This window comes from Prevotella sp. oral taxon 313, from assembly GCF_003043935.1.
Classification (GTDB): domain Bacteria; phylum Bacteroidota; class Bacteroidia; order Bacteroidales; family Bacteroidaceae; genus Prevotella; species Prevotella jejuni.
Genome location: NZ_PYXE01000001.1, coordinates 878424 through 896187 on the forward strand (window position 1 = coordinate 878424; position 17764 = coordinate 896187).

The window sequence follows — 17764 nt, forward strand, 5'->3', positions numbered from 1 at the left end:
AGGAGATAGGTCGGGGTGAGGCTCTCTCGCTCTTTCTGGTATCGACGTCGTTTGTTCAGTCTGTCGTCGTTCACTCCTATGTCTTTTCTTTTATTGTCAGCCTAATCTTGTTCGCACTGTTACCTTGTCTTTTATCCTCAGTCAGACAGCGCTCACGCCCCTACGCTAACCATATATCTTGTCTATTAGAAGCCACCGAAGCCACCGCCTGATGGTGGAGGACCCGGTGGACGTTCGCCTCTTGGAGGTCGCTGATCGCCACCTGGGCCCATACCCGGCCCGTTTCGGTCGAAACCAGGACCATCCTTTGGTTTCGGCATAGCGTTCTTACCACCAAAGAGGTTCAATCGGTAGGTTGCTCTCAGCATGATATAGCTGTTGATACTATTGTATTCTGTATCCGTACGGCTCACCGAGTTGATGACACGTGAGAGGTTACTTTGCTGACGAAGGATGTCATAGAACTGCAAGCTGAAGGTCAGTGCGTTTCCTTTTAGCATACTCTGTGATATTTGTGCGTTCCAAAGTAGCTCGTTAGTGTTCAATGAAGCGTCGCTATAACCACGTCGACTGTTCTGGTGGAGATCGGTCGAGATGCTCATGTTCCATGGTAGGTTAAGACTCAGCGTACCACCATAAGCGAACTGCCATGTGCGTAGGTTGCTCATACTCTGCAGGTTGTTCTTCGTGTTAGTATAGTCTACTGACCCGTCTAACTCTAACTCCAACCACGATGTACGATAACTTGCAGCAAGTCGTTCAGCTAAGTTAAGCGACTTCGTGATATTCTTGTCTAAGCTACTTGTACGGTTCAGCTGTAGATAGCTGACGTAGCGGTTGAAGTTAGCACGGCTGAAGCTATGGATGTTCCATACGCCAGCTGAGTCGATACTCATGTTATACATCAGTCCTGCATCAGCTCCCCAGTTGCCATTCACATTGACAGGCTGTATCGTACGAGCACCTGTGACAGCATCGTAGGTGACACTGTTTCCTATGGCGTTTCGGGTTGTTGAGAAGTTTGCAAAGGTCATCAACGCCTGCGCATGACTCTGTTTATAGGTGTTATAGAACAAGCGGAAATTATTGGTGAAGGCTGGTTTCAGACCAGGGTTACCAATTGAGATGTTCTGTGGGTCGGTGTTGTCGACGATACTAAGCAGCTGGCTCATTGTTGGTTGAGCGATCGTACCCCTATAGTTGATACGTAGGTTGCTCTGCTCACTGAACTTATAACGGAAGTCGAAGGTAGGACTCCAGTTGAATACCGTGCGTGCTGTGTCGACATGTACACCGAGGTAGTCCTGCATGTAAGTGGAGTGCTGTGGTTGGAACATTACTCCCACGTTCATCTTCCATTTGTCGCGTATCATCCTCATCATCACTTGCATGTCGTGAGTATAGGTGCGATACTCAGAGTATCGACTCAAGTTATTATCAAGGTAGTTGCCCAATGGGTTGGTCAACAAGCCGAGATAGTTGTCCCATGAACGGTAGGCAGGTTTCAAACTACCGAACGTCCCTGATGGTAAAGCCGACAGGTCGTAAGTGTCACGGTCGCTCTTTGAGAAGCCATACTTAAACTGGTAGCTGAATTGCAAGTAAGTCTTGCGAGCTATTGGTTCGCTGTAAGTAGCCTGCAAAGCATAGTCCCAGCTCTTTGTCGGCATGAGGTTGTAGCGGTAAGCACGGTAGGTAGAGTCGTTACCGAGAGCGTCCTGCAACTGAAAATACTCAATGTCTTGTGTTGAGAACGTCTTAGAGTCCGAATTACTATAGTTGGCATCTGTGCGCAAGGTGACGTTTCGTCTGTTGCTGGAGAGCTTGCGGTTCACCTGTAACATAGCCCCCAAAGTAGTGGTGTTACCATAGCTGATGGTCATGTTACGCTGTGTGTTCACCATCACGCCAAGCCCTTTCAGCTGTGCGATAGCGGCTGTTGACAATGGATCGTCAACCGTTTCGTAGGGGTCGGCATTGTAGGCTGCAGACGAACTAACGACCTGTCCGTCGCTCTTACTTAGTCGGAAATTTGGTCGGAACATAATGTTCCATACAGAGTCGGGACGCCACTCGAGTCTGAAACGCCCATCCCAAGAGTTACTCCTGGTGTATTCTTGTGACAAGCGGTTCGCAAATGAGCCTTGTCGTGCTACGAAGTTCTCACTCGCTACACGTGTGTTTAAGTCGCCATTAGCGTGGTTCCAGCGCACACTACCGTCCCATTGTAGGGTCTTACCATTGTCGTAGTTCATGTTCAGACCCACCATCTTGGTAGCGTTCAGACCTTGGCGCACACCGCCGAAGCCGCCACGTGGACCACCTCCAAAGCCCATGTCGTTGACATTATTGGCTGATGCAAAGCCCATCATACGGAACTTATTATTGAAGTAAGCGCCCATCGCCTTCTCTGAATAGCGGTTTTGCGTACCGATACCGAGGTCGATATTAGAGAAGAGACCCTTGTTCATACCCGACTTGATACCGAAATCGAGTACTGTCGACTCGTTTCCGTCATCAATACCAGTAACTCTACTGAGGTCACTCTTCTGGTCGTAGGCCTTAATCGTTTGTATGATAGAGGTAGGAAGGTTCTTCATTGCGGTCTTGGTGTCGCCCACCATGAACTCTTTCCCATCTACAAGAATCTTCTTAACCTCCTTACCATTAATCTTAATCGTACCGTCGCTTGACACTTCTGCACCCGGTAAGCGTTTTACGAGGGCCTCGATAGTGGAGCCTTCAGGCACTCGATAGGCCGAAGCATTATACTGAAAGGTATCGGCTTTAACGACTACTTTCGGTGCACTGGCCACTACCTTAACCTCTTTCAATGTCCTTGTGTCTACTTGGAAGTCTAATTGTCCTACCGAGACATCCTGCTCGTTGGCAATAGTAATGTTTTGGAAAATAGTCTTGTAGCCTACATACGATGCCTTTAAGATGTAGCGTCCGTTATTAGGAGCCGTAATCTTAAAGCTTCCTGCTTCGTCTGATGTGGCACCAACGACGTAGCTACTGTCCTGCTTCAGCAGCTGAACAACAGCAAAAGGTACCTTTTCTTTTAACTCTCCATCGTAGAGAGATCCCGTAATTGTCCTGTTCTGTGCCAGCATCGATATAGAGCCAGACAGCAAAAGAACAAACGTCAACAGTCTTTTTACCATAAGTTTATTGTTAAGTTCTTAATCTTGTCGTAGGACGATAAGTATGACGATGAAAAAAGAATAAGGTTTAATGAGATATAAGTAATTTATTAAAATAGTTGTTGTTCGGCTGGTTGTTGAGGCCGAATGAAAGTTCTCTGCGTAGGAAAACACGGTGTGTAATCCTCTGAAAGGGTTGCACATAGAGTGAGCAATGTGCGCAAAAACGTGACAGATAGTATTAAAGTGTGTGAAATATCTGCGTGTTTCTGTGTTTTCGTAAGCTGAAAAAGCTTATTTTTGTATTGTGAACTATAGAGGAGAAGCTTATGAAACAGAACATTATTATATCCAAACAGTTCAAGAGTGAACTGGCGACAGCGATCTCTGAGTGCGAGAAAGACAAGATATTTGTGCTTGTTGATGAGACGACACGTGAGTTGTGTTGGGAGCTTATCAAGGATGATTTCTGTCTAAAAAAGGCTCAAGTGATTACGATTGGGACGACAGATAGCTGTAAGACGCTCGATACCTTGGTGGCTGTATGGGAGGCCTTACAGCAGGGAGGGGCTACGCGTCACTCGCTGTTGATAAACCTCGGTGGTGGTATGGTGACCGACCTTGGTGGCTTTGCGGCATCAACATTCAAGCGGGGCATTAACTTCATTAATATTCCTACAACGCTTCTTGCGATGGTTGATGCCAGTGTTGGCGGCAAGACGGGCGTGAACTTCGGTGGATTGAAGAATGAGATTGGGGTCTTCAATGAGGCGAATACGGTTATTCTTAACACTGATTGGCTTAAGACACTCGACACTGCTAATATCCGCAGTGGCTATGCTGAGATGCTAAAACATGGTTTGATTGCTGATGAAAAGATGTGGGCTGAGTTGATAAACTACAACCTTGCTGAGCCAGACCTGCTGTTGTTGAGTGGAATGTTGGGTAGAAGCGTATGCGTAAAAGAACGAATTGTGGAGGAGGACCCGCACGAGAAGGGTATTAGAAAGGCCCTTAACCTTGGTCATACCTTTGGTCATGCGTTCGAGTCATGGGCTTTAGAGCATCGTCCTATCCTTCATGGATATGCTGTAGCCTTTGGTTTGATAGCTGAATTATACCTCTCTGTAGTGAAGACGGGTTTTCCAACAGAGCGTATGCGGCAGACTGTCAGTTTCATTCGTGCGTATTATGGGGTGCTGCCCATCACTTGCAACGATTATGCAAGGCTCATTGAGCTGATGTACCATGATAAGAAGAACCGTGGAAATGAGATTAATGTCACGCTCTTAGGGGGTATTGGCGACATCCGTATCAACCAGTCTGTTAGCGAGGAAGAGGTGAAAGAGGCCCTTGACTTTGTGAGAGAAGGGTAGTAAAAGGTATTGGGCTAATAAGGCTAATAAGGCTAATAAGACTTAAGCCTAATCACCAATCTTATCCTATTGGGCCTCCCCTCCTTCGGAGGTGTCGGGGGAGGTCCCAGCAGTTTAGTACTCCCCTCCTTCGAAAGAATTGTAGGGGATTTAGCAGCTTGGGGCTCCCCTCCTTCGGAGGGGTCGGGGGAGGTCCCCCACTCCCTACACCCCTTCTTCCTCCGATTTATCCACTTCACTCTTCGGCTGTTCGGGTTGGTCGCTTGGAGTGTCTAATTGTGTTGCCTTATTGATACGCATCCTACTCATGTTATCGATGGTTACGTCTAAGGGAACATACTCGTCGCTCTTTGGGTCAGGAGAGCCAACACTTGCTCCGAAGTATAGTTTGTTGCCCTCAGCTCGGTCGAACATGAAACCTATCAAGGCTCCGTTCTTAGCGTACTGATTGTCGGTAAACTCTCTGAAATCGTCTTTTGTAAGCGTACGGTCGTAGAATGATGAACCATCCGAGCGTAGTATCTGTACTTGAAACTTGTTGTCATAGTATTTGCGGCCGTCCTCGTCACTTACAGTAGATAGTGATTTATCTGCAAAACGATGTATGCGAATTGTATAGGTAGCACCCATCCACTCCACTTTCTTCTCATACTTGAATTCATCCATAGCCTTTGTACCACTCGGCACATGAGGTTTTGGAGCTATCTTAGTGATGATATCGTTTGATTTTCTTTCTTGCTTGCAAGCCGTAACACCCAAGAGTAGTAGGCTCAAGCTTATGATGTGTAATATATTTCTTGTCATAATACATGATTCTTGTAGGCAAATTTACGTATTTTCTTTGAACCTTGCAAGGATGAACAATAAAAGATAGCTTTACAGAGGGATTAGGGTTGATGGATTGCTCGGCTATTTCTACGGGCGAGTGCTTGGTGAGGTGAGGCTTCTATTGGCTGTAAGGTTCTGTGTTATCGGTTGACTTAATGTCTCTGTGAAATGCTGTGTGTTCTGTTATTCTGTGTTATTCTGTGAGAAATAGAACGCACCCACTCGATGAGATAATGCCTATGAGATTTGCTGGGGAGGTTTATCTCTCACAGAACTCACAGATTTAACAGAACATTATAGCGCACAGTTTCAAACCCACAGAAGGCCTCCGGCATACAGAGAACACAGAGGCCTCACCCCCAACCCCTCTCCGAATGGAGAGGGGAGTAGTATGTGAGGTTACCCCTATTAGGCTGCTGATAGGAGGAGAAGACATACGAATCATGTGGAGGACATGTAGGGGTATCTCGGTAATCACTCCCCTCTCCATTCGGAGAGGGGTGGGGGGTGAGGCTTCTGTTGGCTGTAAGGTTCTGTGTTATCGGTTGACTTAATGTCTCTGTGAACCCTTGTGTGTTCTGTTCTTCTGTGTAAATCTGTGAGAAAAAACACGCTGAGGCACTCCTACAAGACTTCTAATAAAGGACAATGCGAAGCCTATATCCACTCTATAGGGGTATCTCGGTGATTACGCCCCTCCCTTTTGGGGAGGGGAAGGGGGAGGGGCCAGCTGGGGCCGGGGGATGTGCTGTTGCGGTGATCACTCCCCTCTCCATTCGGAGAGGGGCTGGGGGTGAGGCTAAAAGGGCGTCTTCTTCGTTTGAGAACATGCCCTTCTTGCATGCAGAAGACGCCCTTCTTGAGGCAAGAAGGGCGTCTTCTACAACGTTGTTTGTAATAGCTTGATTTGTTGACTATTATGAGTGTGATAAAAGGAGATGATATATGCTTATTTTGCAGATACTTACTTTAATAGTATGTAATGATTTTTTACGATGTTATTGATTATCCTGAACGGTGGAGACATTACCGATTTTTCTCATGTGGAGATGTTGATAAATAGGGTGGACACGTCCCATATTTTTTTATTAGTAGTCCTATAAAGAGCAACCTCACCCCCTGCTCCCCTCTACAATCAGAGAGGAAGCGGGGGTGAGGTTGTCTTTATAGGGATAGACCCACTGTTAAATCTATTTTAGATACAATCTTTTAGCAACTGAATAAACCGCTCTTCGCCTAATCCAGAACGTTCAGCAGCAGTGCGGACAGTAGCCTTCTTGAGTATCAACTTGCCTAATGGCGTGTTCAGCATCTTGAAGGATGGATAGCGAGCAGCAAGTTCCTTCTTTAGATGAGGATAGACTTCAAAGAGGTCTTTCAGACGTGTGTCTGAAGTTATCTCTATCTGCTTGTCTGCTTGGGCAGTAGGTGCGTCGTCGTTCTCTTCGCTGGTAGCGGTGGTGGTTGATACGTTTTCCTCCTCTTTACCAGCCCATGTCAGCAAGGTCTGTGAGCCAGTCAGCTCACGGATATGCGTACAGTCTTGCATCATTTCGAGTACGCCACGGAAGCGACCTTGCTTATCGCGCACAGCAAAGTAGACGATATAGAGGAACACTTCAGGCTTGTTAATCCAGAACTCAGCCTTGTCTTGTTCGCCACTACGGAACTTTGCAACAATCTCCTCAACGATGTGCACGCTCTTACGAGGGTGGCAGTTAGATACCTGTCGACCGATGACATTCTTCGACCTTGGGAAGATGCGGTGGTCAGTATCAGAATAGAATTTCACCAACTCGTTCTCGTCTACGAAGGAGATGTCGATTGGTAGGTGCTGATAGATGAGGTTGATTTGCTCTAAGGTGAGCTTACCTGTAGCCACATCCAACTCCTGCTGTGGTCCTGCCGAGTAGCCATACTTACTGAGTAGGGCTTGGAGGTCTTCTGCAAAGCCTTCTTTAGGTGTTGAGTGGTGGGTGTTGGGTGATGATGGAGTGTCCACAGTGAAGAACGCAAAACCAATCTCTTGGTCGCCTGCCTTCATGTCCTCAAACTCTTCCGCTGATATAAGTGCGTAAGAAGTAGGGTAGAGAATAGTCTCTTCCTTCTCCATCAAGTCGCGTGCATTAGCTATTAACTCACTTTGAGCAGCGATGAAGGCCTCTTCGTCGTTAGCCTCTAAGAGTCGCAGCGACTCCTTGATCTCATCACGGATGATGTCGTCAAAGTTCCACATCGTCGTTGTTGGGCGGTCGAAGCCCTTCTTCTCCAAGAGAGGATAGAGTTGGTTCTGCTTACGTTGGTAGTGGATAGGATACTGACGTATCTGGTCGTAGAGTTCTAACCACTGGTTCTTTATCATCGGATACTGTATGAGGTCCTCAACAGCAAGGAGCAGTCGGCGCATCTCGTCGTTCTCTTTATAATAATGTGAAAGTGGGTGGTCCTCTGGTACATCTGGTCGACTATAATCCATGAAACCCTCTACGAGTTCAATAATCTTGCGCATGTCGGCACGGATACACTCATCGTCCTCACGCGACTTCATATTTTGTTCGATGAAGGCAAGGTGATAAGGGCGTATTTTCCCTACCTTTGTCTTCATCTGCTCACGTGCCTCTTCTAATGAGAGCTGTCCTGTCTCGTACTTTTCCTCCAGTTCAAGCATTGCTTGCATCTTCTCCATTTCAATCTTCGGGAGAAAGTCTTTCATCTTATTTGCCATAACTCTGTTACTGATTTTATTGTTTTCTGCTGCAAAGATAAGGCCTTCTTTGGAAATAGAAAGATAACAAATGTGACTGAGTTAAGTTAAAAAAAGATAATATATCACTTGTCGGCTGAATGCGTGTTGTGGTTTGTTATTCAAAAGATTTTGGTTATGATTCGTAATATTTATGGTTATAAAGGTTGTTAATAACAAAATATTTGTATCTTTGCAGACATATCAAGTGAAATTGAGCGTAATGATTCTCAATGGTGTTTACCAGTCAATAGAACGAGAGACGGAAATCTTCTAAACGCTACACTACCAAAGAGATAATACGATTGCAGAACAAGAAAAAATCTAACTAAATATATTTGCAAAGTAAAGTTATGGAGCAAAAAAGACATTATGAAGGGTTGACTGACACGGAGGTGTTGGCCAGTCGTGAACAACATGGGGCTAATGTGTTAACGCCTTGTGAGAAGGATCCACTATGGAAGCAGTTCTTAGAGAAGTTTGAGGACCCACTCATTATCATCCTTCTCATTGCGGGTTTCCTCTCTATCGCTATTTCTTGTTGGGAATACTGGGGACTACATAGTGAGGACGGAGTGGCTGTCTTCTTTGAACCAGTGGGTATCTTTATCGCTATCCTTTTGGCTACAAGTATTGCATTCTACTTTGAACTGAAAGCAGATAAAGAGTTCTCTATCCTCAACCAAGCGAATGATGAGGAAGAGGTTGAGGTGATAAGAAATGGTAATGCGACGACAGTTGCTAAGAAGGATATTGTTGTCGGCGATGTTGTCATTATCAATACAGGATCAGAAATACCAGCAGATGGTAGGTTGCTCGAGGCTATCTCGCTTTATGTTGACGAGTCAACGCTGAATGGAGAGAGTGTTCCTGCTTATAAATCAGTAAAAGAAGAGGAGTTTGACAAGGATGCCTCCTACGCTACTAACCAAGTGTTGCGTGGTACGAAGGTGATGGAAGGACATGGCATCTTTGTGGTTGAGGCTGTAGGCGATAGTACTGAAAATGGTAAGGTGTTTGAGGCTGCGCAAATAGACGATAGCGTGAAGACACCGCTTAGTGAACAGCTTGACGGACTGAGTGAGCTTATTACGAAATTAAGCTATGTCTTTGCAGGATGTATCATAGTAGGTAGATTGAACGTGTTCTTCCATTGGCAACCAATTGTTTGGACGTTGAGTATTCCTACGTTAATATTCTTCTGGCTTGTTATCAAGAAGTTTGAGGGATGGAAATGGTTTGTTAATACGTTCATAACGATTGGCTATTTCCTTATCTTAATGGCTTGTGTTGTCGTGTTCCATATAATGCTTCTTCCTGAAGAGAGTATGACGGGCTTGTTGGCGCATACGCTGAATACAATGATGATTGCCGTTACCTTGATTGTTGTGGCTGTACCAGAGGGTCTTCCAATGGCTGTGACGTTGAGCTTAGCCTATAGTATGCGAAGGATGATGAAGACGAACAATCTCGTGCGTAAGATGCATGCCTGCGAGACGATGGGAGCAACGACAGTCATCTGTACAGATAAGACGGGTACGCTGACACAGAACCAGATGCGGGTTTATCAGACGCAGTTCTATGCCCTGGATAAGCAACAATTGGATGAGAGTCTGGCTGCACGTTTATTGATGGAGGGGATATCGGTTAACTCTACTGCATCTTTGGATTACTCGGAAAAAGACAAACCTAAGGTATTGGGGAGTCCTACTGAAGGGGCTTTGTTGCTGTGGCTGAATGATCATCAGATATCTTATAGAGAGATAAGAAGTAATGTGCAAATCGTTGAGGAGCTACCGTTTACTACGGAAAGGAAGTATATGGCTGTGCTCGTCAAGTCTACGCTGATGGAAGGAAAGCAAATCCTCTATGTGAAGGGTGCTCCTGAGATTGTCTATGGACTCTGTAAACAGACGGATTGTGATGTTACGAAAGAGGATATCGAACGGCAGTTGGAAGAGTATCAGGAGCAGGCTATGCGTACGCTGGGCTTTGCTTATCAGATTGTTGACGGTAAGGAGGATGTGTTTAAAGAAGGAAGAGTAGTGGCTGATGGCCTTATCTTCCAAGGGATTGTCGCTATCAGCGACCCTGTTCGTGATGATGTCCCTGCTGCTGTGGCTGAATGTATGAAGGCGGGGATTGCTGTGAAGATTGTGACAGGCGATACCTCAAGGACTGCTAAGGAGATTGGACGACAGATAGGACTGTGGACAAGCAGCGATTCGGATAAGAATATTATTACAGGACCAGAGTTTGCGGCTCTTTCTGATGCTGAACTTGATAAACGAGTGGAGGACTTGAAGATTATTTCTCGGGCTCGCCCGCTGGATAAGAAACGACTGGTTGAGTCGTTGCAGCGGTGTAATGAGGTGGTTGCTGTTACAGGTGATGGTACGAATGACGCTCCTGCATTGCAGGCGGCACATGTGGGACTCTCTATGGGCGATGGTACGTCGGTGGCTAAGGAGGCTTCGGATATTACGATTATCGATAACTCTTTTAGTAGTATCGGTAAAGCGGTGATGTGGGGACGTTCGCTCTATCAGAATATACAACGGTTCTTACTCTTTCAGCTTACAGTTAATGTTGCGGCTTGTTTCCTCGTCCTTGCTGGTGCTTTCATGGGTACGGAATCTCCGCTGACAGTAACGCAGATGCTGTGGGTGAACCTTATCATGGATACTTTTGCGGCTATGGCACTGGCTTCTCTGCCTCCGTCTGAAAGGGTGATGAAGGATGCTCCGCGTGACCGTAATGCCTTTATTATCAGCCGTTCTATGGGCTGGAATATTCTTGGTGTGGGTGGCTTCTTCTTTGTGATGCTGTTGGCTTTACTTTATATCTTCGAACATGCTGATATTACGGCATTAAAGGATATTATCCATCTGCAGCTTGGTAGCACTAATGGACTTAGTCCGTATGAATTAACTTTACTCTTTACTATCTTTGTTATGACGCATTTCTTCTATCTGTTTAATGCTCGCGCATTTGAAACAGGACGTAGTGCTTTGCATTTCAAAGGGTGCCGGGGATTGCTCTTTATCGTCATGATTATTCTTATCGGACAAATAGCTATGGTGGAACTGCCTATCTTGCAGAAGTTCTTTAACATTGCTAAGGGGGGATTGTCATTGGAGGATTGGATTATTATCATACTTGGCTCTTCTTTGGTTCTATGGGTTAGAGAGGCTTGGCATCTGATAAAGCCTAAAAAGAAATAGTATGGCTGTAATGTCAATCTTGGCTTAATTAGGTCGTGAAAGGATGACGGTCGGCACAAGAGGCTTATTTTTTGCAAGAAAGGGATGCGTATTATATAATAAGGTGTAATGCTGTTTAATTCGCTCCTAACGAAGAAAAATTAAGTTTTTGATAAAAATTTCTCTCAAAACATTTGGAGGTTACAGAGAAAGTCTATACCTTTGCACTCGCTTTACAAAACAAGCCACCTGGCAAGTTAACGTAAGCAACGTTCTTTGAAAAGATTTACATAAACAGAGAAGTAGTACAAGAAGCGTCTGTCTGACATTAAATGTCATTCAGATGGGTAAAAGAAACGAACCGATCAATTCATTGTTCCTGCTTTTGAGGTACCGCCTCAAAACACTATGGAACAAAAGAAAAGGTGCTTTTTACTTGATACTTTTAGGATAAGCGTTCTGAAACAGAGATTACTCGGTGAAGCGTTTGGGTTAACATGGTATCCATTATCATTTATCACCCATCACTTATCACCAAAACATATTTTACAATGGAGAGTTTGATCCTGGCTCAGGATGAACGCTAGCTACAGGCTTAACACATGCAAGTCGAGGGGAAACGGCATTTAGTGCTTGCACTGAATGGACGTCGACCGGCGCACGGGTGAGTAACGCGTATCCAACCTACCCATTACTGTGGGATAACCTGCCGAAAGGCAGACTAATACCGCATAGTCTTCGATGACGGCATCAGATTTGAAGTAAAGATTTATCGGTAATGGATGGGGATGCGTCTGATTAGCTTGTTGGCGGGGTAACGGCCCACCAAGGCGACGATCAGTAGGGGTTCTGAGAGGAAGGTCCCCCACATTGGAACTGAGACACGGTCCAAACTCCTACGGGAGGCAGCAGTGAGGAATATTGGTCAATGGGCGAGAGCCTGAACCAGCCAAGTAGCGTGCAGGATGACGGCCCTATGGGTTGTAAACTGCTTTTGTATGGGGATAAAGTCAATCACGTGTGATTGTTTGCAGGTACCATACGAATAAGGACCGGCTAATTCCGTGCCAGCAGCCGCGGTAATACGGAAGGTCCGGGCGTTATCCGGATTTATTGGGTTTAAAGGGAGCGTAGGCCGGAGATTAAGTGTGTTGTGAAATGTAGACGCTCAACGTCTGACTTGCAGCGCATACTGGTTTCCTTGAGTACGCACAACGTTGGCGGAATTCGTCGTGTAGCGGTGAAATGCTTAGATATGACGAAGAACTCCGATTGCGAAGGCAGCTGACGGGAGCGCAACTGACGCTTAAGCTCGAAGGTGCGGGTATCGAACAGGATTAGATACCCTGGTAGTCCGCACAGTAAACGATGGATGCCCGCTGTTGGTACCTGGTATCAGCGGCTAAGCGAAAGCATTAAGCATCCCACCTGGGGAGTACGCCGGCAACGGTGAAACTCAAAGGAATTGACGGGGGCCCGCACAAGCGGAGGAACATGTGGTTTAATTCGATGATACGCGAGGAACCTTACCCGGGCTTGAATTGCAGAGGAAGGATTTAGAGATAATGACGCCCTTCGGGGCCTCTGTGAAGGTGCTGCATGGTTGTCGTCAGCTCGTGCCGTGAGGTGTCGGCTTAAGTGCCATAACGAGCGCAACCCCTCTCTTCAGTTGCCATCAGGTAATGCTGGGCACTCTGGAGACACTGCCACCGTAAGGTGTGAGGAAGGTGGGGATGACGTCAAATCAGCACGGCCCTTACGTCCGGGGCTACACACGTGTTACAATGGCCGGTACAGAGGGATGGTGTAATGCAAATTGCATCAAATCTTGAAAGCCGGTCCCAGTTCGGACTGGGGTCTGCAACCCGACCCCACGAAGCTGGATTCGCTAGTAATCGCGCATCAGCCATGGCGCGGTGAATACGTTCCCGGGCCTTGTACACACCGCCCGTCAAGCCATGAAAGCCGGGGGTGCCTGAAGTCCGTGACCGCAAGGATCGGCCTAGGGCAAAACTGGTGATTGGGGCTAAGTCGTAACAAGGTAGCCGTACCGGAAGGTGCGGCTGGAACACCTCCTTTCTGGAGAGTTCGCTTATTAGTTGATTTAGTTGATAAGTATTTAAGTATACATGTTAACAAGTTAACGGTAATCAAGAAAATAAAAGAACCTTTGGTTCGTTTTCTTCTTGTACTCACTGATACTGTTTTAAGAATAAGAGAAAGGAAGTCTGGCATGAATAGCCGAAGTGATTTCTTCCAACTCAGTCCTATAGCTCAGTTGGTTAGAGCGCCACACTGATAATGTGGAGGTCGGCAGTTCAAGTCTGCCTGGGACTACACATAGATTAAGTCAAATGTGTAACAGGCTGAATATCCTTTAATCCTTTTCTCTATCCCTTGGGGGATTAGCTCAGTTGGCTAGAGCACCTGCTTTGCAAGCAGGGGGTCAACGGTTCGAATCCGTTATTCTCCACTTCGCTGTTCCATGCTTCTGAGGCACTGCCTCAGAATACAAAGAGTAACAGCACAAGATCTTTGACATATTGACACAAGCAAGACTGTAAGTAGAACTAATATTCCTTATTATATAGGAAGAATTAGTATTCTCATTCATGAAGATTAATCTTCATAATGTTTAGAATCATACAACAGCTGAAAGTATGAGCTACATTCTTTGTAATTAATTACAAAGAAGGCGAAGAAAGTAAGAAAGGGCGCATGGCGGATGCCTTGGCTCACGGAGGCGATGAAGGACGTGATAAGCTGCGATAAGCCTTGGGTAGGTGCAAATAACCTTTGATCCAAGGATTTCCGAATGGGACAACCCAGCAGGTTGAAGACCTGTTATCACTACAGACGTAGTGAGGCGAACGGAGGGAACTGAAACATCTTAGTACCTCTAGGAAGAGAAAATAAACTAATGATTTCCCTAGTAGTGGCGAGCGAACGGGAAAGAGCCTAAACCTGCTTTGTGGCAACGCTTAGCAGGGGTTGTAGGACCACGTTGTCGTACTTAGATTGTGAGGAGAATCTACTGGAAAGTAGAATCATAGAAGGTGATAATCCTGTATCCGAAGCATGACGAGACGTAGTGGTATCCTGAGTAACGCGGAACACGTGAAATTCTGCGCGAATCTGCCGGGACCATCCGGTAAGGCTAAATACTCCCGTGAGACCGATAGTGAACGAGTACTGTGAAGGAAAGGTGAAAAGCACTCCGATTAGGAGAGTGAAATAGTTCCTGAAACCATGCGCCTACAAGCGGTCGGAGCCGCGTAAGCGGTGACGGCGTGCCTTTTGCATAATGAACCTACGAGTTACCATGTCTGGCAAGGATAAGTAACAAGAGTTACGTATCCGCAGTGAAAGCGAGCCTGAATAGGGCGTCAAGTCAGATGGGGTAGACGCGAAACCAAGTGATCTACACTTGCCCAGGTTGAAGTTCGGGTAACACCGAATGGAGGACCGCACGGATAAGCGTTGAAAAGCTTCCCGATGAGGTGAGTGTAGGAGTGAAAGGCCAATCAAACTTGGAGATAGCTCGTACTCCCCGAAAGGCATTTAGGTGCCGCGTGCATCGATCTCCATAAGAGGTAGAGCGACCGATAGGTCAAGAGGGCTTCACCGCCTATCGAGACCTGACGAACTCCGAATGCTTATGGACAGCAGATGTGCAGTAAGGGGGCGGGTGCTAAGGTCCGTCCCCGAGAGGAGAAGAATCCAGACCGCCGTCTAAGGTCCCGAAATTCTGTCTAAGTTAGTCTAACGAAGTCTGGTCCCCGTGACAGCTAGGATGTTGGCTTGGAAGCAGCCATTCATTCAAAGAGTGCGTAACAGCTCACTAGTCGAGGGTCCGGGCATGGATAATAATCGGGTATAAGTCAGATACCGAAGGCGCGGGATAGTAATGTATATTAAAAGTATCGGTAGGGGAGCATTCCATCGACGTTGAATGGTGAAGGTAACTGATCCTGGAGTTTATGGAAAAGCAAATGTAGGTATAAGTAACGATAAAAAGGGTGAGATTCCCTTTCGCCGAAAGACCGAGGTTTCCCGGGCGATGCCAATCAGCCCGGGGTTAGTCGGGTCCTAAGTCTCAGCCGAATGGCGAAGGCGATGGCAGATGCGGTTAATATTCCGCAACTCGCATTATCAGTGACGTGGAGACGGAGCAGTGACACTGCCGCGCCCTGACGGAATAGGGCGTTTAAGTGCGTAGGTTATGATAGTGGCAGGCAAATCCACCACTTGAGCTGAAACACGAAAGTACAGCATTTCCTTCGGGAAGAGTTGAGTGCAGGTAATCATACTTCCGAGAAAATCCGCTAAACTTAATGATACTGCGACCCGTACCGCAAACGGACACACGTGGTCGGGTAGAATATACTAAGGCGTTGAGAGATTCATGGTTAAGGAACTAGGCAAATTGACCCCGTAACTTCGGGATAAGGGGTCCTCATAGTAATATGAGGCGCAGAGAATAGGTCCAGGCAACTGTTTAACAAAAACACAGGGCTGTGCAAACTCGAAAGATGATGTATACAGCCTGACACCTGCCCGGTGCTGGAAGGTTAAGAGGAGATGTCACTAGCAATAGGAAGCATTGAATTGAAGCCCCAGTAAACGGCGGCCGTAACTATAACGGTCCTAAGGTAGCGAAATTCCTTGTCGGGTAAGTTCCGACCTGCACGAATGGTGTAATGATCCGGACGCTGTCTCAACCATGATCTCAGTGAAATTGTAGTATCGGTGAAGATGCCGATTACCCGCGATGGGACGAAAAGACCCCGTGAACCTTTACTACAGCTTAGCATTGACCTTGGTCATCCGATGTGTAGGATAGGCCGGAGGCTTTGAAGCGGGTGCGCCAGCATTCGTGGAGCCATCCTTGAAATACGGCCCTTTGGCTGTCTGAGGTCTAACGCGCCTGTGGCGCGGACACTGCTTGGTGGGTAGTTTGACTGGGGTGGTCGCCTCCAAAAGTGTAACGGAGGCTTCCAAAGGTGCCCTCGGGCCGATTGGTAACCGGCCTTATAGAGTGCAATGGCATAAGGGCGCTTGACTGGGAGGCAGACATGCCGAGCAGGCAGGAAACTGGGGCATAGTGATCCGGCGGATGTGTATGGAAACTCCGTCGCTCAAAGGATAAAAGGTACTCCGGGGATAACAGGCTGATCCCCCCCAAGAGCTCATATCGACGGGGTGGTTTGGCACCTCGATGTCGGCTCGTCACATCCTGGGGCTGGAGAAGGTCCCAAGGGTTGGGCTGTTCGCCCATTAAAGTGGCACGCGAGCTGGGTTCAGAACGTCGTGAGACAGTTCGGTCTCTATCTATCGTGGGCGTTGGAGTTTTGCGTGGTGCTGACACTAGTACGAGAGGACCGTGTTGGACAGACCTCCGGTTTACCAGTTGTGCCGCCAGGTGCACCGCTGGGTATCTGAGTCTGGATTGGATAAGCGCTGAAAGCATCTAAGTGCGAAGCCAGCCGCAAGATGAGAGCTCCTCATAAGGGTCGTCATAGACGATGACGTTGATAGGGTGTAGGTGTAAAGACGGTGACGTCAAAGCCGAGCACTACTAATTGCCCGAAACTTTCTTCGGGTCTTCCGCCTCCAGAGTTTGGAGAGCGGAGACCAGTGACTCAGACTTTGAGTTGTGTAATCTTCTTGATAGGAAGATATGAGTTCTATATGTTTTGCTTGTGGAAATACGTCACCTTATACGGCTGACAAGTCAGTAGACGAGTTGACAAGATAACGAGTTAACAAGTAAACAAGTTATTAGTTCTATGGACAATGTTTAATAACGGATCTACTGATAAGAAGACAGAAAGACGACAAGGATAAAGGCAAATAATTAGTCAACTTGTCACCTGTGAACTAGTCAACCGAGAGAAATATTAGGTGGTTATTGCGGCGGGGTCCCACCTCTTCCCATTCCGAACAGAGAAGTTAAGCCCGTTTGCGCCGATGGTACTGCAATGCAATGCGGGAGAGTAGGTGGCCGCCTTCTTTTATAAGAGCCTTGAAGAGAAATCTTCAAGGCTCTTTTTTTGTTGTTAGTTGATTATTGATAGGTGTTGATAGTGTGTTGTTAGTGGATGTTTATGGGCTAATGAGGCTAATAAAAGCAATGAGCCTTATATGGCTAATGAGCCTAATGGCGTAAGGCTGATAAGACTAATGGGCCTAATAGCGTAAGACTGGTAAGGCTAATGGGCCTAATAGCGTTGGGCTGATAAGACTTATGGGCCAAATAGTGTTGGGCTGATAGGGCTAATGGACCTAATAGCGTTGGGCTGATAAGGCTGATGGGGCTAATAGTGTTGGACTGATAAGACTAATGAGCCTAATAGTGTAGGGCTTATTGGCCTAATAGCGTTGGGCTGATAAGGCTAATGGGCCTAATAGCGTAAGGCTAATAAGGCTGATGGGTCTAATAGTGTAGGACTAATGAGACTAATGGCG

5 protein-coding genes, 2 tRNA genes and 3 rRNA genes are annotated in these 17764 nt (G+C 46.7%); 7 read left to right on the forward strand and 3 right to left on the reverse strand.

Annotated features, from left to right (window positions below; all coding sequences use genetic code 11):
- Positions 1-185: 185 nt before the first annotated feature.
- Positions 186-3167 carry a TonB-dependent receptor gene (locus AXF23_RS03430; protein ID WP_107624306.1) on the reverse strand — a complete coding sequence of 994 codons (2982 nt, stop codon included), beginning with the start codon at positions 3165-3167 and terminating at the stop codon, positions 186-188.
- 308 nt (positions 3168-3475) lie between these two features.
- On the opposite strand from AXF23_RS03430, the gene aroB reads away from it, so the two are divergent.
- Positions 3476-4522: a 3-dehydroquinate synthase gene (gene aroB / locus AXF23_RS03435; RefSeq protein ID WP_107624307.1), complete on the forward strand. Its 1047-nt coding sequence runs from the start codon at positions 3476-3478 to the stop codon at positions 4520-4522.
- A gap of 204 nt (positions 4523-4726) precedes the next feature.
- Here the strand turns inward: aroB and AXF23_RS03440 are convergent, their stop codons facing one another.
- Positions 4727-5326 carry a DUF4738 domain-containing protein gene (locus tag AXF23_RS03440; protein ID WP_009010525.1) on the reverse strand — a complete coding sequence of 200 codons (600 nt, stop codon included), beginning with the start codon at positions 5324-5326 and terminating at the stop codon, positions 4727-4729.
- Positions 5327-6545: 1219 nt separating this feature from the next.
- Positions 6546-8075 (reverse strand): DUF438 domain-containing protein, encoded by a 1530-nt coding sequence (locus AXF23_RS03455; RefSeq protein WP_107624309.1) that lies wholly within the window; start codon positions 8073-8075, stop codon positions 6546-6548.
- A 371-nt stretch (positions 8076-8446) separates the two neighbouring features.
- On the opposite strand from AXF23_RS03455, the gene AXF23_RS03460 reads away from it, so the two are divergent.
- The 6 genes from AXF23_RS03460 to rrf all read left to right on the forward strand — a co-directional run bounded on the left by AXF23_RS03460 (position 8447) and on the right by rrf (position 17309).
- Positions 8447-11317 carry a cation-translocating P-type ATPase gene (locus AXF23_RS03460; protein WP_107624310.1) on the forward strand — a complete coding sequence of 957 codons (2871 nt, stop codon included), beginning with the start codon at positions 8447-8449 and terminating at the stop codon, positions 11315-11317.
- Positions 11318-11844: 527 nt separating this feature from the next.
- Positions 11845-13375: ribosomal RNA gene (locus AXF23_RS03465) — 16S ribosomal RNA — on the forward strand.
- Positions 13376-13559: 184 nt separating this feature from the next.
- Positions 13560-13633 (forward strand) — tRNA-Ile (locus AXF23_RS03470).
- A 62-nt stretch (positions 13634-13695) separates the two neighbouring features.
- Positions 13696-13769 (forward strand) — tRNA-Ala (locus AXF23_RS03475).
- Positions 13770-13994: 225 nt separating this feature from the next.
- Positions 13995-16897, forward strand: a 23S ribosomal RNA gene (locus AXF23_RS03480).
- Between the two features lie 299 nt (positions 16898-17196).
- Positions 17197-17309: ribosomal RNA gene (gene rrf / locus AXF23_RS03485) — 5S ribosomal RNA — on the forward strand.
- Together the 16S, 23S and 5S rRNA genes with 2 tRNA genes alongside form the textbook arrangement of a ribosomal RNA operon.
- The last annotated feature ends 455 nt before the right edge of the window (positions 17310-17764 follow it).

Coding starts and splice junctions, on each gene's coding strand:
- AXF23_RS03430 (WP_107624306.1), bottom strand. CDS start 3,167: ATGGTAAAAAGACTGTTGACGTTTGTTCTTTTGCTGTCTGGCTCTATA.
- aroB (WP_107624307.1), top strand. CDS start 3,476: ATGAAACAGAACATTATTATATCCAAACAGTTCAAGAGTGAACTGGCG.
- AXF23_RS03440 (WP_009010525.1), bottom strand. CDS start 5,326: ATGACAAGAAATATATTACACATCATAAGCTTGAGCCTACTACTCTTG.
- AXF23_RS03455 (WP_107624309.1), bottom strand. CDS start 8,075: ATGGCAAATAAGATGAAAGACTTTCTCCCGAAGATTGAAATGGAGAAG.
- AXF23_RS03460 (WP_107624310.1), top strand. CDS start 8,447: ATGGAGCAAAAAAGACATTATGAAGGGTTGACTGACACGGAGGTGTTG.